Raw genomic sequence first — 21,856 nt, 5'->3', positions numbered from 1 at the left:
TAATCTAATCAATCTCCTTGAAAAAATCTATAATCCGTTTTTCGAGCCAGAATCCACTGCCATTTTCAAAAGTTGAGTTATAGCCCACGTGCCCTCCGTATGTAGTGACTTCCAAATGAAAATATTTGTTGCCTTTCGCTTCTTTTAAGGGGATACAGGAAGCAGATAAAAAAGGATCATCATAAGCCGTTATCAAAAGGCTTGGAACCCTTATGCCCTGCAAAAATTGATTACAGCTATTCTTTTTCCAATAATCGTTGGCATCCTTAAAACCGTTCACGGGAGCCGTGAAATAATTATCAAAATCAAGAAAGTTTTTTGCGCTTAGGATGGCCTCCTGGTTAAGGCCGTTGGAAGGGAATTGCTCAAATTTGATTCTTGTTTTCTTTTTTAAAGATGCTAAGAATTGTTGCATATATAACATGTTCCAAAATTCCGCTATGGATTCTGAGGACCCTTTCAGGTCACAAGGAACTGAAACGCCGACAGCTGTTTTTAATTTTGCCGGATAGTTACTCCTCTCTTCTCCCATATATTTCAATAAGAGGTTTCCCCCGAGGCTATAACCTACTATATGAAATGACTCGTAAAGGTGATTTTTTTCCAGGTAACCCAGGATCTCGGCCAGGTCATCCGTTTTACCACTGTGATAAGAACTGAGCAGACGGTTGGTCTCACCACTGCAGCCTCTTAAGTTAACGGCGACGGCGTCAAAGCCGTACTCATTTGAAATCCGGGCCATTGCGGTTACATATTTTGAGTCGGAACTGCCTTCGAGCCCGTGAATGATGATCACGAGTTTTTTTGAGCCCGCTTTTAAAAAATCCAGATCCATAAAATCACCATCACTGGTCTCCATTCTTTCCCTTTGGTAACTTACTTCTATCCTGTGAAAAAGAGTTCGGTAGATCGTATTCAAATGCCTGCTTTGAAAAGCAAAACCGGGAGAATAGGAGGAAGCATCAACCAGAGCCATCTTTTTTTTCTCAAATATATTTTTTAAATCCCAGTAAAAAAAATATTAGCATCAGTTATAAAATTCAGCTTCGGGATAAAAAGATTCCACCGAAAAATAATAACCCATCATAGCTGTATGAGACGTTTTTAAGAACTGACCTTTTTTGGGGCCGGATACTGCTTTGCCAAAAATACTCCAAACGTTGTTTTGCTCATCTTTCATAATCACTTCCGTATTATTGAATTCATAAGAAAAGTCAAGGTCCTTGTTTGTTTCATTTAACTCAAACGACATAATAAATTCTGAATTCCCTATCAAGATATAGTCTCTGCCATCGAATGCATCCTTTATGATTTTTCCATTTTCAAAATTTTGAAACCGGTATACTTTTGCTTTATCTCCCGAATAGATGGTATAGACCCTTTCTTTAGAAGGTATATTGTTTGTAAGAGGAGGTATTGGGTAGATAAACCTGTCGTTATTTGATTTGTAGTCTCCATAAGGGTAAATACTGTACTGCCTGCTAAACCCTGTATTGGTGCTGACAACTCTTGAATCGGGGAACAACTTTTTCCAGAGGCCCCAGGTCAATTCAGGAAATACTGTTGTTTCGGGAATCGTACCTGCCAATTCACCGTTGATGCATTGCAGCTCCAACTGAGACCAGTTGCTGTCGGTTGCCCTGTCATAGGGAATAATGTTGTTTTTATAGAGTAAACCTGAAACTCCAAAAGTTGTGGTCTGACCATTAATTGTGGTATTCCAGCCAATTCCGGTACCTGTTAAGGGGCAATATACAATGGCCAGGGTTGTTCCAAAGTTATCCATATTGATGATTTCATGCCAGTCCAGTATTTTATGAGGTACTGCAATCTGATTTGTACCATTGGTTATTCCGATAACCAGATCTTGGTCTTGCAGATAGGCGATACTTTCAGCACTTATTGTTTCAGGATTGGTTAAAGCCGGAATTCCGTCTTTTCCCGGTCCTCCATCGACCACCAATCGTTTGTCAATTAGCCAGATGCTTTCATCAACCGGTTGTGCACCTCCGGTATCAGGAATGTCATTCTGTATGTCATTTGAGTCACCAGAACAAGCAAGGGATGTAAATAGTATAAGACAAAGTATTGCATTCACGTATTTCATATCTGTTTATTTAAGTTCAATAATTCATTCTTTTTTTTACTCAAGGTTAAAAACAAGCCTGCCGTAAATCGAAACGTTGGCGTTAACTGGGTTCCCTCGACATAATTGTATACAGGGATTTCTGCCTTGCTGATAAAAAGAAGTTTTTTACTGATTCTCACATTCAGGCTTGGCACAACAGTGACCCATTTTCCACCGGTACTTTCTAATGAGGATTCACCAATCTCATCTTTACCTGCCCATCGGTATTTCAGGCTTACCCCGGGATTTATTAAAGTTTTAAAAAGCAAAAATTGATCTGTATAGTTGATAAATCCCTGAAACTCGTTACCAAATGTGTATGTCGTTGTATTGTTAAAGTAGTTGTCATTGGTTCCGGTATATCTGTATAATGCAGTTAGCGAGAAGGTCCCCGAGGGGCGAAAAGAAAAACTGTGCAGATAGCTTGACCACATAATCAAGTCCCAGGCGCCACTTCCGGGCTGCAGGTCTGCGTTCAGTAATATTCCGGCATCATTCGTCAAATCAGTTGCCCCAATAGGAATTTTTGGCCCTGCACCTAACCTTAAGGTACTGTTTGAGGAAAATAAATGATTGATATTGTATTTAAAAAGCAAGACACCATCACCTATGCCATAGGTCTCATCTGAATTCACATTGCCAAATTGGGAGATTTCCCTTTTTTGATTGACATAGGTCAGTAATAATTCAACTGAAAGGTTATTTGTGAACGTATAGCCCGTATTGAATAAAAGGGACTGCGTGATTCTTAATCTTGAATCATCATCCAGGCGATCACTTCCACTGTTCAGCGTATTTAGGTTATTATAGTCATAGCTTAAGCTGAATTGCCATGAGCCTTGATTTTCAATCGGTAAACCAATGCTGTTGGATATGGGAATTCCACCTGAACAACAGGTTTGCGCAAATAAGCCAAAAGATGAAGAAACCAGTGCCATCGCAAGAAATAAAAATTTATACATGAAAAATTTTATTTCCTATTCGGTCGTCAATAAAAATACTTACTTACAACACTTTTATGTTAAAACTATTCTTCTTTTGCTCTTTCGAGCAAATTGGAAGGAAGCGACTTCTTGGTTTTGGCGCCTAGTGCCTTTAAGTTTTCAACTCTTGAAATGAGATTGCCTTTACCTTCGGTAAGTTTATTCATGGCGGCCTTATACCCATCCTGTGAAGCATTCAGTTGTTTGCCCACCTTGATCAGATCCTGAGCCAAACCTTCGAACTTGTCATATAAAGCTCCTGCCTGCCTGGCAATTTCAATCACATTCCGTTTTTGATCCTCCTGTTTCCAGATCGAAGCCACAGTGGTTAAGGTTGCTAAAAGAGTAGAAGTAGAGACCATCACAACATTTTTATCAAGGGCCTGCAAGTAAAGGTCCTGATCCTGCTGTAAGGCGATCATTAAAGCCGGTTCAATAGGAACGAACATAATCACATAGTCAGGGCTGTTGATTCCATAGAGGTCAGTATAATTTTTTGTTCCCAGTTCTTTGATATGCTTCTGTATACTGAGTACGTGGTTTTTTAGTCCGCTTTTTTCTTCTATGTCGCTTTCTGCATTGAAAAACTTTTCATAGCCCGTTAGTGACACCTTTGAGTCAATGATCAAATGTTTGTTATCAGGCAGGTTGATGATCAGATCGGGTTTTTTTAAACGCTCATCTTCATCCCTGTACCCGTCTTGTGTTGAAAAGTGAATATCCTTTTGCAGCCCTGCTTTTTCAAGGATGGTTTCCAATTGTAATTCTCCCCAGTCACCCTGCTTTTTCGAATCTCCCTTTAATGCCCTGGTAAGATTCACGGCATCCTTGCTCATTTGCTCATTGAGTTCCTTTAAACCAAAAATTTGTTGACGCAAGGCCGATTGTTTTTCAATGCTTTCCTTGTGTGTATCCTCAACTTTCTTTTCAAAGGATTTGATCTTTTCCTGAAGCGGATTCAGGATCTGTTCCATATTCTCCTTGTTTTTTTCTGTAAATTTACTCGATTTGTCTTCAAGGATCTTACTGGCCAGGATCTCAAAATCTTTAGAAAACTTTTCCTGTAATTTAGCGACATCTTCCTGCTGCCCCTTTAATTTTTCATCAGCGTGTTCCAGTGCAGCTTCTTTTTTAACGATATCCATATGCAACTGCTGAATTTCAGACCTCAACTTTTCAAGCTGCAGTTCCATTTGACCGATTCCGTTTTCTTTTTCGGTCTTTTCGCTTGTCAGGGAAGCAATTCTTTCTTCCAAAGCAGAAACCGTTTTTTCGAATTTCAGTTTGCTGAAGATATAGGTAAGCACCACTGCAAGTATAATAACCACTGCAACTATTACATAGAACACAGAATCTGACATAAGTTTTTAATTGAAATTAATGAGTTGATAACCTTCTGATTGATATTTTACCAAGACAGTGAGGGCAGAAAGAGAGATTTGAACGTCCTCAGAAATATCTTTGGCCTCATAGCCTTTGCTTTTCATTGATTGCCCGCAAACATAGATCTTTACCTTTTTATCTGTCAAGGCCTCGATCAGTGCTTCGTTGGGATGTTTGGTTTTGAATTCTTTTTTAAAGGCTTTTTCAGAGAGTGCGTTTTTTGTGGCCGCACCGTGAAGTACAACGATGATTTCCATGTGATCTTCATGCAATCCGTTTTGAGCGTGCATATTCATAAACCGGGCCACCGTATTGATTAAAGAATTCATATGACCTGCTTTTTTTTCATCCGTGTAGACGTCAAAAATCACTTTGTACATCTTGTCTTCATCCAGCAAAAGGTCAGCATTATCTATCGTAAAAACCGCTCCAAAATCTTCAAATACCGGGCCTGTTTTGGTTTTCTGTTTTTGACTGTAACCAATTGTTACAGAAATATTTGCAACAATAATAAATAGAAAATATTTCATATAAAGCCGTATGTTGGAATTAATTACGATATTACGAAAAAAATAACCAAATTTATTGGTATGCAAAGGATTTCTAAATTTATATTATTCAATATTCTAGGCTGGAAAGTCCCCAATGATTTTCCTACTGATATCAAGAAATATATCATCATTGCGGCTCCTCATACCTCCAATTGGGATTTTCCAGTTGCCGTTCTGTCTAAGTTTGCCAAGGGTATGGATATTAATTTTATTGGTAAACATACATTGTTTAAACCCCCATTTGGATTTATTTTCAGAGCCATGGGAGGAACTCCGGTGAACAGATCCGCGACCCAAAATATGGTTCAGTCTATCATCGATATTTTTAATGAAAAAGAAAAATTCATTTTCGCTATTTCCCCTGAGGGGACAAGAAAAAAAGTCTCCAAATGGAAAACAGGTTTCTATCATGTTGCGATCGGTGCAAAAGTACCCATAGTAATGGCGACATTAGATTTTGAAAATAAAAAAATATTAATTGATAAACCGTATTATGTAACTGGAGATCAAAAAGTTGATTTTGAATATTTTCATAATTATTTCAAGGATGTAAAAGGAAAGAATCCCGAACAGTTTGATCCGAATTTCCACCTCAATATTGATTAATGGTTCTCATCACCTCGGAGCTGAGGCGATCACTTCCGATACCCTCACTTCCGATACCCTCAGCTCCGAGGTGATGGCTTATTTCATTTTCTTTTGTATGAATTTTGCAATATTAATACCTATGATCACGCTTAAGAACAACTGGCCTGAAATCACAAGCATCAGGGCCAGGGCCTGGGATTTTTCGCTGACGGGTATAATATCCCCGTAACCAAGTGTGGTCATGGTCACATAACTATAGTATATAAAATTATACAGTTCCAAAGCCATTCCCGTCGTATGGTAAAATGAATCAGGAAATATATATTCAAGTCCTGCTGCAAGAAAACCTCCTATAAGGCCAATGATCATATATCCTGTTATGGAGACCAGGATCAGGTTTTTTGTATCTCCCTTTAATGATATGGCTTCTTTTAATACCAAGATAAAGGCGTGTATAATCAGATAAGAAATACCTATCTGCGCCAAATAGTTAAGGACACTCATGTCTAAAAAAGCATCAGCAACAATAAGAAGCAGAGTAACATATCCAACATATCTTGAAGTTTTGATTTTACGTATGATTAAATAACTGATAATAACGATGATCAAAAAATCAACTTTTATAAAAGCCTCATTAAAATTTGAGAAATCACTAAAAAACGGGGGAATAAAGACCAGTAGAAAAATAGACGCCATCAAAACATGGATCCTACGAGCATCCACAAATTTGATGAATTTAAGTCTAGAGTCTTCCATGGTGAACGTATGACATACTTTTCTAACCTTTATAAAAAGGCAACTTCACGATTTGAGCCGGAATTGCTTTATTCCTGATCTGAATATATATTTGGCTTCCAAATTTTGAGTGAGCCGTATCGACATAACCCATTCCTATTCCTTTTTTTAAGCTGGGACTCATTGTTCCCGAAGTGACAGAGCCAATCTTGTTGCCTGTCTCGTCAATAATATCGTAGCCCTGTCTTGGAATTCCCTTGGTTTGCAATTCAAAGGCCCTCAATCTGCGATGAACTCCTTCTTCCTTTTGTTTTAAAAGCGCTTTGGCGTTCACAAAATCTTTTGAGAATTTAGTGATCCATCCCAATCCGGCTTCAATTGGAGAGGTGGTATCATCAATATCATTTCCATAGAGGCAATATCCCATTTCGAGCCTAAGGGTATCTCTTGCCGCCAAACCAATAGGTTTGATACCATAGTCTGCACCCGCTTCAAAAACCTTTTTCCAAATCTGCTCCACCTCGCTGTTTTTGCAATAGATTTCAAAACCACCACTTCCGGTGTACCCGGTAGCAGAGATAATGACATGTTCTATCCCGGCAAAATCAGCCACTTTAAACTTGTAAAATGCAATCTCAGAAAGGTCAACGGAGCTAAGAGACTGCATGGCGTCAATTGCCTTTGGTCCTTGAATGGCCAAAAGCGAATAATCATCAGAAATATTTCTCATACTCGCGTTGTGGCTGTTATGAGCGCTGATCCATTTCCAGTCTTTCTCAATATTCGAGGCATTGACAACAAGCAGATACCTCTGTTCTTCAACCCGGTAAACAATCATATCGTCGACGATACCACCCTGATCATTTGGCATACAACTATACTGGGCATCTTCTATTTCAAGTTTTGCAGCATCATTTGAGCTGATTTTTTGTATAAGCTCCAAAGCGTTTTCTCCCTCGATCAAAAATTCTCCCATATGAGAAACATCAAAAACGCCAACTCCTTTTCTAACAGTTTCATGTTCTATATTGATCCCTTCGTATTGAACGGGCATAAGATAACCGGCAAAGGGCACCATCTTGGCTCCAAGCGACTCGTGTATGTGTGTTAAGGCAGTATGCTTCATGTTTCTCAAAATTTATGCTAATTTATAAAATCTGTACAAAAAGAGAATGATAATTGGCCCGAATTAGCCCGAATTAAGTTACCTGAAATTTTTATATCTTTCTCCATTAAAAAATACCCCTATGAAAACCAAATTAATCCTGAACATTGTGCTGCTGTTTTTTGTAATCAACCTTATGGCCCAATCAGATGTCCCAACTGATTATCTGTCTGCTGATTTTCATAAATCAAGGCGGGAGGCCCTTAGAAGTTCAATGCCAGAGAACAGTGTTGCCGTCTTTTTTTCCAATGCCATCAGGAACAGGGCAAATGATGTTGACTTTGTATACCATCAAGATCCTAATTTTTATTATTTAACAGGATTAAAGGAACCTCATTCTGTTCTGGTGATATTTTCTGAAAATCAGCAACAAGGAGATAAAACATTTAATGAAACGCTTTATGTTTATGAGAGAGGAGCGCGCTATAAGATATATAATGGAGAAGGAACAGGGGTAAAAGGAGCTAAGGAACAACTTGGTTTTTCAAACGTTTACGGAGGACAGGCTTTTATCGATGATCCCATAGATTTTTCAAAATTTGACAAGGTCATGTTTAAAGAATTTGAAGATGATGTGAGAAAGAAAGGACGTGAACAGCCTAATTTGTATGCACTCATTGAGCAGTTTAAATCAAGCATTAACACGATTCCCATGCCTGCAGAAAACAAAATTGACGCCGAATCTGCAGCAGCCCAGTCAATTGTCGATACTAAATCATTGCGTACCTTGATGGCAGGCCTTCGTGAGATCAAATCCAAGGAAGAATTAAAGCTGATTAAAAAGGCTGTTGAGATTTCATGTGTGGGTCAGATCGAAGTAATGAAAGCCATGCATCCGGGTATGTCTGAAACTGAAACCCAGGGCATTCACGAAATGGTTTTTAAAAAATACGGTTCAGAATACGAAGGTTATCCTTCTATCGTTGGGGCCGGAAACAACGGTTGTGTCTTACACTATGTTGATAACAATAAGCTGAATGTTGGAAATGAACTCGTTTTGATGGATCTGGGAGCTGAATATCGTGGCTACACGGCAGATGTAACCAGAACTATCCCTGCAAACGGCAAATTTACTAAAGAACAAAAGATTATTTACGATCTCGTATATGATGCCCAGGAAGCCGGAATTGCTTCCATGGTGATAGGCAATGATTATAAAAAAGTAGATATGGTAGCCAGGGATGTGATCTATAAGGGATTATTAGCCTTGGGGATCACAGATTCTTTGCACCACGGTTATACCTATTTCCCGCATGGGACTTCACATCATATAGGCCTGGATGTACATGATTTAAATAACAGGGGATCTTTTAAAGAAAATATGATCCTTACGGTTGAACCGGGGATTTATATTCCTGAAGGAAGCAAATGTGACGAAAAATGGTGGGGGATTGCTGTTCGAATTGAAGATGATGTATTGGTGACTAAAAATGGCCCGGTTAATTATTCGGCGCTTGCACCAAGAAAATCAGAAGACATTGAAAAAATGATGGCCGAGGAAAGTATCTTCGATAAATTTCAACTCCCGGATCTTGATGCAGAAGAATAAAACCAATTTATTTTATTGATACCTTGATGTAAAAGTTAGGGTCAATATGTATATCTGAATTTTTGGATGGTAAATTGTAGTGCTGCCATTCTTCGGAAGGTGAAAGCCAGACTTCTTTTTTATCAACGTAAAACCGAACAGGGATCTTAAAGCCTTTGACGGTTTTTTTGTAACGATACCTGAAGCTGCCATTTTTCTTTTCACATTGGATTAAAGGAATTTCAGTAGATCTTAAATACTGATCGAAAAACCCGCTTAGATCTAATGAGGTCTGGTCCATAATATACTTTTCCAATTGCTTGCTGCTAAGGGTTTTGTGATAAAAAGTCTTATTGATTCCCCTTAACAGGGATCTGAATTTATCGTCATCATTCATAACCTGCCTCAGCGTATGGATCATTGCTGCTCCCTTACTGTACATGTCGCCCGAACCACGCTGATTGACCCCATACACCCCTGTTACCGGGCTTGTATTGGATATTCTTTGTCTAAAGCCAATTAAATATGTATTCCCTGATGCTGTACCAAAGTGGTAGTCTAAATACAAGACTTCACTGTATGTTGTAAAGCCTTCGTGTATCCACATATCAGCCACGTCATAATTTGTCAGGCTGTTGGCAAACCACTCGTGTCCCGATTCATGAATGATGATAAAATCAAACTTTAATCCCTCGCCCGTGTCGCTGAGATCCCTTCCAAGATAGCCATTTTGATATTTATTGCCATAGGTTACAGAACTTTGATGCTCCATCCCAAGGTACGGTGTCTCAACCAATTTATAGCCGTCCTTATAAAACGGGTAGGGCCCAAACCAATACTCAAAGGCTTCGAGCATTTTTGGGACCTGTTTAAATTGCTCCTTTGCTTTTTCCAAATTGTAACTCAGCACATAGTAATCAAGATCCAAAGGCCCCATTTCTCCCGTATATGTTTCTTCAAAATGAACGTAATCAGCAATGTTCATATTGATGCAGTAACCGTTGATAGGATTGGTTACTTTCCATATATAACTATCTGTTCCGTCTGCATTCGAGACCTTGTCGAGCAGCCTGCCGTTTGATACGCTCACCAATCCCGAAGCGGTTGTGACTTTTATTTGCATTCCGTCGTCCGGTTCATCATAAGGAATGTCTTTAGACGGAAGCCAGATACTGGAACCAGTTTCCTGATTCGCATTGGCGACAAATGGATTTTGATTTTTATCTTTTTGCCATACAAAACCTCCATCCCATGGCGGGTTTGCTGATTCAGGAGGAACGCCTTCAAAATCTACGGTTATTTCTTGTATACTGCCCTTTGGCTGAGGTTTGATCAATTTTATAAAATAGGCCGAAAACTCTTTTTTGTAGACCAGAAATTTGCCTTCCTGCCTGATGCTCTTGATCTTCATGGGTTCCTGAAGATCAATATGGAGTTCTGAAGCATTGTCTATAACGCGGTATTTGATTGTGTTGCTTCCGGATAATGACTTATGATCTATGTCGACGGTCACGTCTATGTTGTAATGCAACAGATCCCACCAGGCCCGTTCTTTGGTAATGCTCCCTCTTAGGCTGTCCTTTCGGTTAAAATCCTGTCCTAAAAGAGATATTGGCAGAAGGCAAAGTACAAGAAACCAGAAAGACTTCATTTCACAGGATTTTACGATATAAATATAAGAATTTAATCAGATTGTAAGCAGGAAGCATAGCTGCATTTCTCATTACATTTATTTACCCCGTCAGTAAATAATCTTTAAGCTGTTGATAATTTGAGATAAAACCTGCTTCTTTGGTTCTGTCCATGATGTTTTTGATCTGCTCGGGGAACTCAATGTGTTTGCCGATAACGGGTTCAACTACTTCAAGGAATTTAACAGGATGAGCCGTTTCCAGAAAAATACCCTGAGTATCCTGGTGATTTTTCATGTATTGTTTGAGCCCAAGATATCCAACTGCTCCATGAGGGTCCATCACATAGCCAGATTCATGATACACTTTTTCCATGGCTGCTTTTGTGAGTTCATCCGAAAATGAAAAAGAGGAAAGGTTCTTTTTGATCAGGTCAAAATCATCTCCATAGATTTCCCTGATACGAATAAAATTACTGGGGTCACCGACATCCATCGCATTAGAAATGGTAGCGACAGAGGGTAAGGGACGATACTTCCCGTCTTCCATAAAATTGGGAACCACCTTGTTGGCGTTGGTCGAAGCGATAAAATGACTTACAGGCAGACCAAGCTGCTGCGCCATAATACCCGCACAGATATTGCCAAAATTCCCGCTGGGGGTTGAAAAGACCAGTTTTTTTGAACGATCCTTAAGTTGTTTATAGGCAAATGCAAAATAGAACATTTGTGGCAGCCATCTGGCTACGTTGATCGAATTGGCAGAGGTGAGTTGAATTTTTTCAATGATATCCTTATCCATAAAGGCTTCTTTGACCATAGCCTGACAATCGTCAAAGGTGCCGTCTACTTCAAGTGCTCGAATATTCTGCCCCATGGTGGTCAGCTGTTTTTCCTGTACCTCACTTACTTTGCCACTGGGGTATAGAATTACAACACTGACCCCTTTGACTCCCAAAAATCCACTGGCAACAGCTCCGCCCGTATCACCTGAGGTGGCAACAAGGACGGTCACTTCGTTACTGTTCTCTTTGTTGAAGTAGGATAAACATCGTGCCATAAACCTTCCCCCGACATCCTTAAAAGCCATAGTGGGGCCATGAAAAAGTTCAAGGCTGAATATATTTTTTTCGATAGGAACCAATGGAAAATCAAAACAAAGCGTGTCTTTGATGATTTTTTTCAGTTCAAGATCAGGAATATCTTCACCAACAAACTGACGAATCATTTCAAAAGCAAGTTCTTCGTTGGTGAAAGAATCAATATGTGTAAAAACATCATTGTCAATCGCACGGATACTCGATGGAAAATACAAACCTTTGTCGGGTGCAATACCCTTGATTACAGCATCTTTGAAACTGACTTTCGGTGATTGATGGTTTAAACTGTAGAATTGCATTATTGTTGCTTTAAAATTTTAACTCCTTTATCATTAATCCTGGAGGTGTATAAATAGAAAGGTATCTCTGTTTTACTGTATACTTCATTTATTGCATGATCCACATTTTTAGCGATATGGATATCTTTACTGAAGGTAAAGATAGAAGGTCCTGACCCGGATATTCCTCCCCCCAGTGCTCCGGCCCCAACCGATGCTTTTATGACCTCGTTAAACTTGGGAATCAATTTGGACCTGTGGGGTTCTACGATATAGTCTTTTAGCGAATCAGCAAATAATTCATGGTCATTCATATGAAGGGCATGTACAAATGCGCCTACATTTGCCCACTGTTTTACTGCATTATTTAAGCTGATGTTTTGAGGTAAAATATCTCTTGAAAGGGATGTCTTAATCTCGATCTGAGGATGAATGATCGTGGCATAGAGCCCTTTTATAGAGGGTAGTTCAATGACCTTAATCGGATCGGTTGATTTGACAAGCGTAAAGCCTCCGAGCAGGGCAGGAGCAACGTTGTCGGCTATTGGCGACCCGCAGGCTGCTCGTTCGCCTTCGGCAGCAAATGGAATCAATTGGTGCTTCGTAAAAGGCCTTCCCAAAAGTTCGTTTGCCGCAAAAACAGCACCTGCTGCACTTGCTGCACTGCTGCCAATGCCGCTTCCCGGCTTAATTTTTTTATGAATTTCAATATCAAAACCAAAGTCGGGTTGCACCTCACATGCTTTAAGTAAGGCAATGATGGCTACACCTGCTACATTTTGTTCAGGATCCATAGGAAGTTCTCCCCCTATGATCTTGGAGATCCGAATGCCTTTTTCTTGAGTTTTTCTCAGGATCATGATATCACCAATAGCATCCAAACAGCATCCCATAACGTCAAAACCACATGAAATATTAGCTATGGTTGCCGGGGCAAAGATTTCTATTTCTTTTAATTCCATGGTTTCGATTATTTATTGCCGGTTCTTATGATATCTCCGAAAATACCTGAGGCAGTTACTGCTGCGCCTGCGCCTGCGCCCTTGATGATCAAGGGTTGGTCTTTGTATCGGTCCGTGTAAAAAAGCACAATATTGTCTTTCCCGTCCAAATTGTAAAAAGGATGGTCTTTAGGGATATGCTGCAGTCCAACTTTTGCACTGCCGTTTTTAAAGCTGGCCAAATACTTCAATCTGCAGTTTAGCTCCTCCGCTTCTTTCCTCAGCGCTTCAAAATGTCCGGCTCCTGATTTTAATGTTTCCATAAAATCTGCAACCGATCCTGCTTCAAGTGACGCTTTCGGGAGAAAGGAATCGTTTTTTATATCCTCCAATTCGCATGGCATGCCGCTTTCACGCATCAGGATCAGAATTTTTCTCATCACGTCGACGCCGCTCAGGTCAATTCTCGGATCCGGTTCGGTATAGCCTTCGATACCTGCTTGTTTGACAACTTCATAAAATGAGTGCTCAGCATCGAAATGGTTGAATATAAAATTCAAACTACCCGACAGAACCGCTTGTATTTCGGTGATCCTGTCACCCGAGGCAATGAGATTGTTCAGGGTGTCTATCACAGGAAGGCCTGCGCCCACATTGGTCTCAAACAAGAAAGGGGCCTTGTATTTTCTCGATAAATATTTCAATTGTCTGTAGTTGTCATAATTTGAGGAACAGGCGATCTTGTTACAGGCCACTACGGCAACACTGCTCGACAAACATTCGGCATAGAAGCCGGGAACCTTATGATTGGCTGTATTATCAACAAATACACTGTTTCGTAAATTCAGTGCATTCATTTCTGTCATAAATGTTTTCATATCCGAAACCACTCCCTGGCTGTCCAATTGTTCCTGCCAGACATTGAGGTCAATACCCTCAGCTCGAAACAACATTTTTCTTGAATTGGCTATTGCTACAACCCTTAATTGTAAATGCAGCTTTTCTAATAAATAACTGTACTGTGATAAAATTTGATCTAATAATTTACTGCCAACATTTCCAATTCCCACGACGAACAGATTGATTTGTTTGATCTGATCCTCAAAAAAAGCCGCATGAAGCGTGTTAAGCGCTTTCTTTACATCTTTTTTACGTATAACGGCAGAAATGTTCTTTTCTGTTGATCCCTGTGCAATGGCCCTGATATTGACGTTGTTTGTTCCCAGTTCTGAAAACATTTTTCCGCTGATCCCCTGGTGAGATTTCATATTGTCACCCACGAGGGCTATAATAGCAAGCTCATCTTCAATGATAAGAGGATTGATCTTGTGTTGAATGATTTCATATTCAAATTCATCATCGACTGCTCTTTTGGCCAGTTCACTTTCACTTATATCAATTGCGATACAAATAGAATGCTCACTGGAAGCCTGCGTAATGAATTTTACGTTGATCTGATTTTCGGCCAGGGCCCCAAAAAGCCTTTTGGAAATCCCGGGAACACCAACCATTCCATTGCCTTCAAGGGTCAATAATGCGATGTCTTCGATATGACTGATTCCTTTGACTATTGAGCCTGTGACCAAAGATTTTTCGGTGATCAGCGTTCCCTTGTCCTCAGGAGCCAGGGTGTTTTTGATCAGAATCGGGATCCTTTTGTCCAATACAGGCTGTATGGTAGGCGGATAAAGAACTTTAGCACCAAAATGCGACAATTCCATGGCTTCCTGGAATGAAATTTCCTCAATAGGATAGGCCTGTTTTACCAATTGTGGGTTTGCAGTGTACATACCACTGACATCGGTCCATATCTCGAGGGTGCTGGCGGATATCGCATTGGCGACAATGGCAGCAGTAAAATCTGAACCACCCCTTCCAAGCGTTGTGGTTTCTCCATTTTTGTTGGAAGCTATAAACCCGGGAAGCAGGAAAATATTATTGTCTTTACTGCTTAGGCTCTTGCTGATCAGGTCATAGGTTTCGGTAAAATGAACCTGAGCGTTCAGGTAATGATCATTTGTTTTAATAATGTCTCTGCTATCGATCAGTTTTACGTTCAACTTCTCCTGAAGCATGGCGTGATAAATGATAAAAGAAGAAAGGAGTTCACCTAAACCGATAATCCTGGCTGATGTTTTGTTGGAAAGGTCATTCAGCAAGGCCACACCGTGAAGTACCTCTTTAAGGTTGTTCAGTCTTTTGGCCACTTCAGCTTTGCAGACTGTTTGGTTGTCATGATGCAACAGGCCCTCTATTGTACTGAAATGCCTTTGCTCGATTTGATCCACAATTTCCTGGTAACTTTCATTATTTTTCAATGCCAGGTCAGAAGCTTTGATCAATAAATTGGTAATGCCTCCAAGGGCCGAAACCACAACGGCAGTTTTCTGACTTTTTTTCTGGACAATATGAATTACTTTTTTTATGTTTTCGGCAGAACCAACTGAAGTTCCCCCAAATTTTGATACGATCATTGTATTTATTTTATAAGCTAAAAATGTATTTTTAATTTGACAGACCCTTTATTTACTTCTTGTAAAATGACCTGTCGCTGACGTAGAAATATATGAATAACAACCCCTATAGGGTGAAAATAGTGAACGTAGCAGTTGATGTGAGACTGCGAAAGGAAGAGTTTATGTCAACTATTTTTTGCATGTCGACAAATATATAGCACTTTTTTTAATTGTTAAAGAATATTACAAATAATTTGAGAAAATGGGGTTTATAAAAGTATTGCTTACAAATTTGATACGATTCAGAGCAATCTCTTATTAAGTTTTAGGTAAAAAAAAGGCCTATTTGGAGAATTTGGCTCTATTGTAGAGGCAAATCGGTGCCATGGTTTTTTATTTATGTGATATTCAAGTATCTTTAACGGAACCTTAAAAAATTAATTATGTCAAATCTTATTTCAAAAGTTTCTGGAACCATCAAGAATTGGTGGGTATTCTTAATCCTTGGGATCTTACTTCTCATTAGTGCTTACTGGATGTTCAGCACTCCTGTTGAGAGTTTTATTGGCCTGGCGACTTTGTTCAGTGCTCTTATTTTTGTCAGTGGTCTTTTTAGTGTCTTTTTTGCCTTAACAAACAAAGATGATATCGATAATTTCGGTCTTTACCTTGCAGGAGGTGTCCTGGATGTGATCATTGGTTTTATCCTGCTTAAGTATCCGGGGTTAACCGTGGTTCTTTTCTCTTTGTTTATTGGGTTTTGGTTATTGTTCAGGGGTTTTAATATGATCTCTGTTTCCTTTAAGATCAAGGCCATTGGAGATAAAGGCTGGGGATGGATCCTTACCTTTGGAATATTAATTGTCATCTTTGCCATGATGTCGATAATTAACCCTTTGATAGGTGCCAGTTATCTGGTCTATACACTTGCCTTTACGCTTGTGCTCTTTGGAGTTGCGAATATTGCATTGGCTTTTAAACTGAGGAAGTTAAAAACAAACGTTCAGGATTTATAAACAAAATTATCCTGATATATAAAAAAGGGTGGCTCTTGAGCCACCCTTTTAGTTTTATTTGGATTCTTTTGTTTTTTCAATTTTAATGGTGAGTTTTTTATTCTCCTTATCAAGGTCCATATAGATTGTATCATTCTCATTCAGGTTGGCATTTACAATTTCTTCCGCAAGGGCATCCTCAATGTATTTTTGGATAGCTCGCTTAAGAGGGCGCGCACCATACTGTCTGTCAAAACCTTTGTCTACAATATAGTCTTTGGCGTCATCACTAAGTTTAAGCTGATAACCCAAACCTGAAATACGAGACAATAATTTTCCCAACTCAATATCGATGATTGCATGAATGTCTTCCCTTTCAAGGGCATTAAAAATGATCACGTCATCTATTCTATTTAGAAATTCAGGGGCAAAGCTCTTTTTTAATGCCTTTTCAATAACGCTTTTTGCATTCGCGTCTGCCTGGGTTTTTTTCGCGCTTGTACCAAATCCGACACCCTGTCCAAAATCTTTCAACTGTCTTGAGCCAATATTTGAGGTCATGATGATAATGGTGTGGCGGAAATCTATTTTTCTGCCTAAACTATCTGTTATATAGCCATCATCAAGGATCTGAAGCAACATATTGAACACATCCGGATGGGCTTTTTCAATTTCGTCCAAAAGCACAACTGCATAAGGCTTGCGTCTTATTTTTTCAGTAAGTTGTCCTCCTTCTTCATATCCCACGTAACCTGGAGGCGCTCCTATCAATCTTGAAATAGCAAACTTTTCCATGTATTCACTCATGTCAATTCGTACAAGTGCATCCTGTGAGTCAAACAATTCGGTTGCCAGTATTTTGGCGAGCTGTGTTTTACCAACACCTGTTTGACCCAGGAAGATAAATGAGCCGATAGGTTTGTTAGGATCTTTCAACCCTACGCGATTTCTTTGAATCGCTTTAACAACTTTGCTCACGGCTTCGTCCTGGCCAATTACTTTTCCTTTTATAAGATCAGGAAGGTCTTTGAGTCGCTTGCTCTCAGCTTCTGCGATCCTGTTTACGGGAATACCGGTCATCATGCTAACCACCTCTGCTACGTTATCTTCAGTGACCGTTTCTTTATGAAGTTTAGATTCCTCTTCCCAGTTGGCCTGAGCAATCTCAAGTTCCTTTTCGATGCGCTTTTCGTCGTCGCGTAACTTGGCTGCTTCTTCGTATTTCTGACTCTTTACAACGTCATTTTTATGTTCCCGGATTTCTTCCAGTTTTTTCTCGAGTTCGAGTACTGTTTTAGGAACCACAATATTGGTAATATGGATTCTGGAACCCGCTTCATCCAAAGCATCAATGGCCTTGTCCGGCAGATACCTGTCTGTCATATATCTGTTTGTAAGGGTTACACAGGCCTTAATTGCTTCAGGGGTAAATTCTACGTTGTGATGGTCCTCGTACTTATTTTTGATATTTTCCAGTATCTGTATGGTTTCCTCAACGCTGGTAGGTTCTACGATGACCTTTTGAAATCTGCGTTCCAGGGCTCCGTCCTTCTCTATGTTTTGTCTGAATTCATCAAGAGTGGTTGCGCCAATACATTGTATATCACCTCTTGCAAGAGCGGGTTTGAACATATTGGAAGCATCCAAAGACCCTGTAGCTCCTCCGGCTCCGACAATGGTATGAATCTCATCAATAAACAGGATGATGTCATCATTTTTTTCCAATTCATTCATCAGGGCTTTCATGCGTTCCTCGAACTGTCCCCTGTATTTTGTTCCGGCAACGAGGCTTGCCAGATCAAGGGATACAATTCGTTTATTGAATAAAATCCTTGAAACTTTTTTCTGGATAATCCTTAGTGCTAAGCCTTCGGCTATTGCTGATTTACCAACTCCGGGTTCTCCGATTAAAATAGGGTTGTTCTTTTTCCTTCGGCTTAAGATCTGAGAGATACGCTCTATCTCAAGCTTTCTGCCCACCACGGGATCGAGTTTGCCGTTTTCTGCAAGAAGGGTCAAATCCCTTCCGAAATTGTCCAGCACCGGTGTTTTTGATTTTTTCACGACCTTGCCTTTTGATCCCTGGTAGGGATTTTTCTGGGGTTCGTTAAAATCTTCAGGAGGCGTTTCTGCCACCGGGCTTTCAGTGATATCATCTTCCTTGGATCCCGCAAATAATTCCTGAAAAACCTCTTTCACGTCTTCATAGAAAACATCAAAGTTATGCAAGACCTTGGTTGTTGGGTCATTTTCATTTCTTAAAATGCAAAGTAATAAATGTGCCGTGCTGATGGCATCGCTTTTGTATAATTTGGCTTCCAGAAAGGTTGTTTTTAATGCTTTTTCCGCTTGTTTCGTGAGATGAAGGCTTTTTTTGTCATTGACCTCAGCAACCGCTGAACCGCTTTCGTGAAGCGATTCTATTTTCTTTCGTAAAGCAGAAAAATTGAGTTCGAAGGTGTTTAATATATCATAGGCTTCGCCTTTTCCTTTGCGTAAAATACCAAGCATCAAGTGTTCAGTGCCTATAAAATCATGGCCCAACCTCAAGGCTTCCTCTTTACTATAGGCAATCACATCCTTTACTTTTGGTGAAAAATTATCGTCCATATGCTTGTTGTTTATGATGTAAATTTACTAGAAATTTTAACTAATTCATTACAAAAGTTATTAGCAACTTTTAACTTCATACTAAGTTACTAAAATTCAGTCAAATAATTAAGCACTATTGTTAATAACTAATCTTAATAAAAAGGAGCCGTGGGCTCCCTAAAAATAAGAATAATTGTATATTGCTCCAGCTAAAAAAACACGATTAAAAACGGATATAGAAAATGGCGGAACACGACAAAATAATTCCAATTAATATTGAGGAGGAAATGAAATCAGCATACATTGATTATTCAATGTCTGTAATTGTTTCGAGAGCCTTGCCCGATGTTCGTGACGGTTTAAAACCAGTTCACAGAAGGGTTTTATTTGGAATGCATGAATTGGGAATTAAAGCGACAGGAGCCCACAAGAAATCAGCGAGAGTGGTGGGAGAGGTTTTAGGTAAATACCATCCCCATGGTGATACATCAGTTTACGATGCGATGGTAAGAATGGCCCAGGACTGGAGTATGCGTTATGAAATGGTAGACGGGCAAGGAAATTTCGGTTCTCCTGATGGTGACAGCCCCGCTGCGATGCGTTATACAGAAGTTCGGATGAGAAAGATCTCTGAAGATATGCTTGCCGACATAGAAAAGGATACTGTAGACCACAGGTTGAATTTTGATGATACCTTACAGGAGCCAACTGTGCTCCCGACAAGAATACCGAGTTTGCTGGTTAACGGAGCTTCGGGTATCGCAGTGGGTATGGCAACGAATATGGCCCCTCATAACCTGAGTGAAGTTGTTGATGGAACAGTGGCTTATATTGAAAATAATGACATAGAGATTGAGGAATTGATCCAGCATATTAAAGCACCCGATTTTCCTACCGGTGGTATCATTTATGGCTATGAGGGAGTAAAGCAGGCTTTTTTAACAGGCCGAGGGCGCGTTATGATGCGGGCTAAAGCAAATTTTGAAGAAGTAAATGGCAGAGAATGCATCGTGGTAACTGAATTACCTTATCAGGTAAATGGTTCTGACCTGTTAAAGAAAACGGTTGACTTGATCAATGATCATAAAATTGACGGGATTGCTTCCATCAGGGATGAAACGAGCAGAAAAGGGAGAAGACTGGTATATGTGTTAAAAAGAGATGCGATTCCAAATATCGTATTGAATAAGTTGTATAAATACACGGCGCTTCAAACTTCTTTTAGTGTAAATAATATTGCCCTGGTAAAAGGTAAGCCGGAGGTTTTAAACCTGAAGGACCTGATTGTACATTTTGTAAATCACAGGCATGAAGTCGTCGTCAGGCGTACTGAATTTGAATTGAAAAAAGCGGAGGCAAGGGCTCATATTCTTGAAGGACTCATCATTGCCAGTGACAATATTGACGAAGTAATCAAATTGATCCGTGGGTCAAGTAATGCAGATGAAGCCAGGGATAAATTGATTGAACGGTTTGAATTGACCGAAATTCAAGCCAAGGCGATTGTCGAAATGAGGTTGAGACAATTGACCGGTCTGGAGCAGGATAAATTAAGAGCCGAGTTTGAAGATATCATGAAATTGATCATAGATCTCAAGGATATTTTATCAAGTGAGTCCAGGAGAATGGAAATCATCAAAGAAGAATTACTGGAGGTCAAGGAAAAATATGGAGATGAAAGAAGGTCTGTTATAGAATATGCTGGCGGGGAACTGAACATCGAAGATATGATTCCTAATTCACAGGTTGTTGTTACGATCTCCCATGCAGGCTATATCAAACGTACTGATCTTTCTGAATACAAAACACAGAACCGGGGAGGCAGGGGCCAAAAAGGCGTGGCAACACGGAGCGAAGATTTTCTCGAACACCTTTTTGTAGCTACCAATCACCAATACATGTTATTCTTTACAAGAAAAGGAAAAGTTTTTTGGATGCGCGTTTACGAAATCCCGGAAGGCAACAAAACGTCGAAGGGCAGGGCTATTCAAAACCTTGTCAATATTGAAAACGACGATAAGGTTAAAGCTTTTGTAGTCACGCAGGATTTGAAAGATGAGGAATATGTAAACAGTAATTATGTAGTCATGGTGACTAAGAAAGGGCAAACCAAGAAAACGTCACTGGAGCAGTATTCCCGACCAAGAACAAATGGGATTAATGCCATAACGATCAAGGAAGGAGATGAATTGCTTGAAGCCAAACTTACCAATGGCGAAAGTCAAATCATGATTGCTGCCAAATCAGGTAAATCCATTCGTTTTGAAGAAGGTAAAACCCGTCCAATGGGAAGGAATGCTTCTGGTGTAAGGGGAATTACTCTGAGAGACGATAAGGATGAAGTTGTTGGAATGGTATCCATTCCTGATAATGATTCTGATATTCTGGTGGTTTCTGAAAAGGGCTATGGCAAGCGATCCAAACTGGATGATTACAGAATTACCAACAGAGGAGGAAAAGGCGTCAAAACCATTAATATTACTGAGAAGACCGGTGAATTGGTCGCAATTAAAAACGTGACCGATGAGGATGATTTGATGATCATCAATAAATCTGGGATCACCATTAGAATTGGTGTGTCTGATCTGAGAGTCATGGGAAGAGCAACTCAGGGAGTAAAACTGATCAACATCAAAGAAAATGATTCGATTGCAGCAGTGGCCAAAGTTCAAAGTGAGGATGATGAAGATGATCATGATGATGAGATCGAAGCACCTGACAATGAAATAAAAACTGATGAAAATCATGAAAATAATGATCAAAATGATTAATTTTGCACGCTCAGTAAATCAATAATAATTTA

Annotated in this window: 16 protein-coding genes; 4 read left to right on the top strand and 12 right to left on the bottom strand. The window is 39.7% G+C overall.

Annotation, left to right across the window (positions count from 1 at the left end; translation table 11 throughout):
- Nucleotides 1-4 precede the first annotated feature (4 nt).
- From AABB81_RS03800 to AABB81_RS03780, 5 genes are all read right to left on the bottom strand, one after another.
- A complete protein-coding gene (locus tag AABB81_RS03800) occupies nucleotides 5-976 on the bottom strand; it encodes a YheT family hydrolase (RefSeq protein WP_342158734.1) in 972 nt (323 codons plus the stop codon).
- Nucleotides 977-1,027: 51 nt separating this feature from the next.
- Nucleotides 1,028-2,107 carry a DUF3179 domain-containing protein gene (locus tag AABB81_RS03795; protein WP_342158733.1) on the bottom strand — a complete coding sequence of 360 codons (1,080 nt, stop codon included), beginning with the start codon at nucleotides 2,105-2,107 and terminating at the stop codon, nucleotides 1,028-1,030.
- Nucleotides 2,104-3,090, bottom strand: a complete 987-nt coding sequence (locus AABB81_RS03790) for a TonB-dependent receptor (RefSeq protein ID WP_342158732.1) — start codon at nucleotides 3,088-3,090, stop codon at nucleotides 2,104-2,106. The genes AABB81_RS03795 and AABB81_RS03790 overlap by 4 nt, the downstream gene beginning before the upstream one ends.
- A gap of 65 nt (nucleotides 3,091-3,155) precedes the next feature.
- The gene (gene rmuC, locus AABB81_RS03785; protein WP_342158731.1) at nucleotides 3,156-4,472 is read right to left on the bottom strand and encodes a DNA recombination protein RmuC; all 1,317 of its coding nucleotides are present in this window, start codon (nucleotides 4,470-4,472) and stop codon (nucleotides 3,156-3,158) included.
- A gap of 6 nt (nucleotides 4,473-4,478) precedes the next feature.
- Nucleotides 4,479-5,024 (bottom strand): DsrE family protein, encoded by a 546-nt coding sequence (locus AABB81_RS03780; RefSeq protein ID WP_342158730.1) that lies wholly within the window; start codon nucleotides 5,022-5,024, stop codon nucleotides 4,479-4,481.
- A 60-nt stretch (nucleotides 5,025-5,084) separates the two neighbouring features.
- Between AABB81_RS03780 and AABB81_RS03775 the strand changes: the two genes are divergently transcribed.
- Nucleotides 5,085-5,651, top strand: coding sequence for a 1-acyl-sn-glycerol-3-phosphate acyltransferase (locus AABB81_RS03775; RefSeq protein ID WP_342158729.1), 567 nt, complete (start codon nucleotides 5,085-5,087; stop codon nucleotides 5,649-5,651).
- A 78-nt stretch (nucleotides 5,652-5,729) separates the two neighbouring features.
- Here AABB81_RS03775 and AABB81_RS03770 read toward each other — a convergent pair whose 3' ends face one another.
- Together AABB81_RS03770 and gcvT are read right to left on the bottom strand one after the other, a co-directional pair.
- A complete protein-coding gene (locus AABB81_RS03770; RefSeq protein WP_342158728.1) occupies nucleotides 5,730-6,389 on the bottom strand; it encodes an ion channel in 660 nt (219 codons plus the stop codon).
- A 22-nt stretch (nucleotides 6,390-6,411) separates the two neighbouring features.
- Nucleotides 6,412-7,494, bottom strand: a complete 1,083-nt coding sequence (gene gcvT / locus AABB81_RS03765) for a glycine cleavage system aminomethyltransferase GcvT (protein WP_342158726.1) — start codon at nucleotides 7,492-7,494, stop codon at nucleotides 6,412-6,414.
- Nucleotides 7,495-7,615: 121 nt separating this feature from the next.
- Here gcvT and AABB81_RS03760 point away from each other — a divergent pair, with 121 nt between their 5' ends.
- A complete protein-coding gene (locus AABB81_RS03760) occupies nucleotides 7,616-9,082 on the top strand; it encodes an aminopeptidase P family protein (protein ID WP_342158725.1) in 1,467 nt (488 codons plus the stop codon).
- Between the two features lie 7 nt (nucleotides 9,083-9,089).
- Here AABB81_RS03760 and AABB81_RS03755 read toward each other — a convergent pair whose 3' ends face one another.
- The 4 genes from AABB81_RS03755 to thrA all read right to left on the bottom strand — a co-directional run bounded on the left by AABB81_RS03755 (nucleotide 9,090) and on the right by thrA (nucleotide 15,484).
- A complete protein-coding gene (locus tag AABB81_RS03755; RefSeq protein WP_342158723.1) occupies nucleotides 9,090-10,712 on the bottom strand; it encodes a M1 family metallopeptidase in 1,623 nt (540 codons plus the stop codon).
- An 82-nt stretch (nucleotides 10,713-10,794) separates the two neighbouring features.
- Nucleotides 10,795-12,090 carry a threonine synthase gene (gene thrC, locus AABB81_RS03750; RefSeq protein WP_342158722.1) on the bottom strand — a complete coding sequence of 432 codons (1,296 nt, stop codon included), beginning with the start codon at nucleotides 12,088-12,090 and terminating at the stop codon, nucleotides 10,795-10,797.
- Nucleotides 12,090-13,031, bottom strand: a complete 942-nt coding sequence (locus AABB81_RS03745; RefSeq protein WP_342158721.1) for a homoserine kinase — start codon at nucleotides 13,029-13,031, stop codon at nucleotides 12,090-12,092. The genes thrC and AABB81_RS03745 overlap by 1 nt, the downstream gene beginning before the upstream one ends.
- 8 nt (nucleotides 13,032-13,039) lie before the next feature.
- The gene (gene thrA / locus AABB81_RS03740) at nucleotides 13,040-15,484 is read right to left on the bottom strand and encodes a bifunctional aspartate kinase/homoserine dehydrogenase I (RefSeq protein ID WP_342158720.1); all 2,445 of its coding nucleotides are present in this window, start codon (nucleotides 15,482-15,484) and stop codon (nucleotides 13,040-13,042) included.
- A 425-nt stretch (nucleotides 15,485-15,909) separates the two neighbouring features.
- Here thrA and AABB81_RS03735 point away from each other — a divergent pair, with 425 nt between their 5' ends.
- Complete coding sequence (locus AABB81_RS03735) at nucleotides 15,910-16,482, top strand: HdeD family acid-resistance protein (protein ID WP_342158718.1); 573 nt, start codon at nucleotides 15,910-15,912, stop codon at nucleotides 16,480-16,482.
- Between the two features lie 54 nt (nucleotides 16,483-16,536).
- On the opposite strand, the gene AABB81_RS03730 is transcribed toward AABB81_RS03735, so the two are convergent.
- On the bottom strand, nucleotides 16,537-19,071 hold the full coding sequence (locus tag AABB81_RS03730; protein ID WP_342158717.1) for an ATP-dependent Clp protease ATP-binding subunit: 2,535 nt from the start codon (nucleotides 19,069-19,071) through the stop codon (nucleotides 16,537-16,539).
- Nucleotides 19,072-19,295: 224 nt separating this feature from the next.
- On the opposite strand from AABB81_RS03730, the gene gyrA reads away from it, so the two are divergent.
- Complete coding sequence (gene gyrA / locus AABB81_RS03725; RefSeq protein WP_342158715.1) at nucleotides 19,296-21,824, top strand: DNA gyrase subunit A; 2,529 nt, start codon at nucleotides 19,296-19,298, stop codon at nucleotides 21,822-21,824.
- Nucleotides 21,825-21,856: the final 32 nt, after the last annotated feature.

It is taken from the genome of Lutimonas vermicola (assembly GCF_038433205.1).
Lineage (GTDB): Bacteria > Bacteroidota > Bacteroidia > Flavobacteriales > Flavobacteriaceae > Lutimonas > Lutimonas vermicola.
Note: the sequence above shows the minus strand (reverse complement) of the source record. Positions and strands in the feature narration are given on the sequence as shown.

Excerpts from the sequence above, each read along its gene's own strand:
- AABB81_RS03770 (WP_342158728.1), bottom strand. The coding sequence starts at position 6,389 with ATGGAAGACTCTAGACTTAAATTCATCAAATTTGTGGATGCTCGTAGG.
- thrC (WP_342158722.1), bottom strand. The coding sequence starts at position 12,090 with ATGCAATTCTACAGTTTAAACCATCAATCACCGAAAGTCAGTTTCAAA.
- AABB81_RS03755 (WP_342158723.1), bottom strand. The coding sequence starts at position 10,712 with ATGAAGTCTTTCTGGTTTCTTGTACTTTGCCTTCTGCCAATATCTCTT.
- gcvT (WP_342158726.1), bottom strand. The coding sequence starts at position 7,494 with ATGAAGCATACTGCCTTAACACACATACACGAGTCGCTTGGAGCCAAG.
- AABB81_RS03735 (WP_342158718.1), top strand. The coding sequence starts at position 15,910 with ATGTCAAATCTTATTTCAAAAGTTTCTGGAACCATCAAGAATTGGTGG.
- AABB81_RS03745 (WP_342158721.1), bottom strand. The coding sequence starts at position 13,031 with ATGGAATTAAAAGAAATAGAAATCTTTGCCCCGGCAACCATAGCTAAT.
- gyrA (WP_342158715.1), top strand. The coding sequence starts at position 19,296 with ATGGCGGAACACGACAAAATAATTCCAATTAATATTGAGGAGGAAATG.
- thrA (WP_342158720.1), bottom strand. The coding sequence starts at position 15,484 with ATGATCGTATCAAAATTTGGGGGAACTTCAGTTGGTTCTGCCGAAAAC.
- AABB81_RS03795 (WP_342158733.1), bottom strand. The coding sequence starts at position 2,107 with ATGAAATACGTGAATGCAATACTTTGTCTTATACTATTTACATCCCTT.
- AABB81_RS03800 (WP_342158734.1), bottom strand. The coding sequence starts at position 976 with ATGGCTCTGGTTGATGCTTCCTCCTATTCTCCCGGTTTTGCTTTTCAA.
- AABB81_RS03730 (WP_342158717.1), bottom strand. The coding sequence starts at position 19,071 with ATGGACGATAATTTTTCACCAAAAGTAAAGGATGTGATTGCCTATAGT.
- rmuC (WP_342158731.1), bottom strand. The coding sequence starts at position 4,472 with ATGTCAGATTCTGTGTTCTATGTAATAGTTGCAGTGGTTATTATACTT.
- AABB81_RS03775 (WP_342158729.1), top strand. The coding sequence starts at position 5,085 with ATGCAAAGGATTTCTAAATTTATATTATTCAATATTCTAGGCTGGAAA.
- AABB81_RS03760 (WP_342158725.1), top strand. The coding sequence starts at position 7,616 with ATGAAAACCAAATTAATCCTGAACATTGTGCTGCTGTTTTTTGTAATC.
- AABB81_RS03790 (WP_342158732.1), bottom strand. The coding sequence starts at position 3,090 with ATGTATAAATTTTTATTTCTTGCGATGGCACTGGTTTCTTCATCTTTT.
- AABB81_RS03780 (WP_342158730.1), bottom strand. The coding sequence starts at position 5,024 with ATGAAATATTTTCTATTTATTATTGTTGCAAATATTTCTGTAACAATT.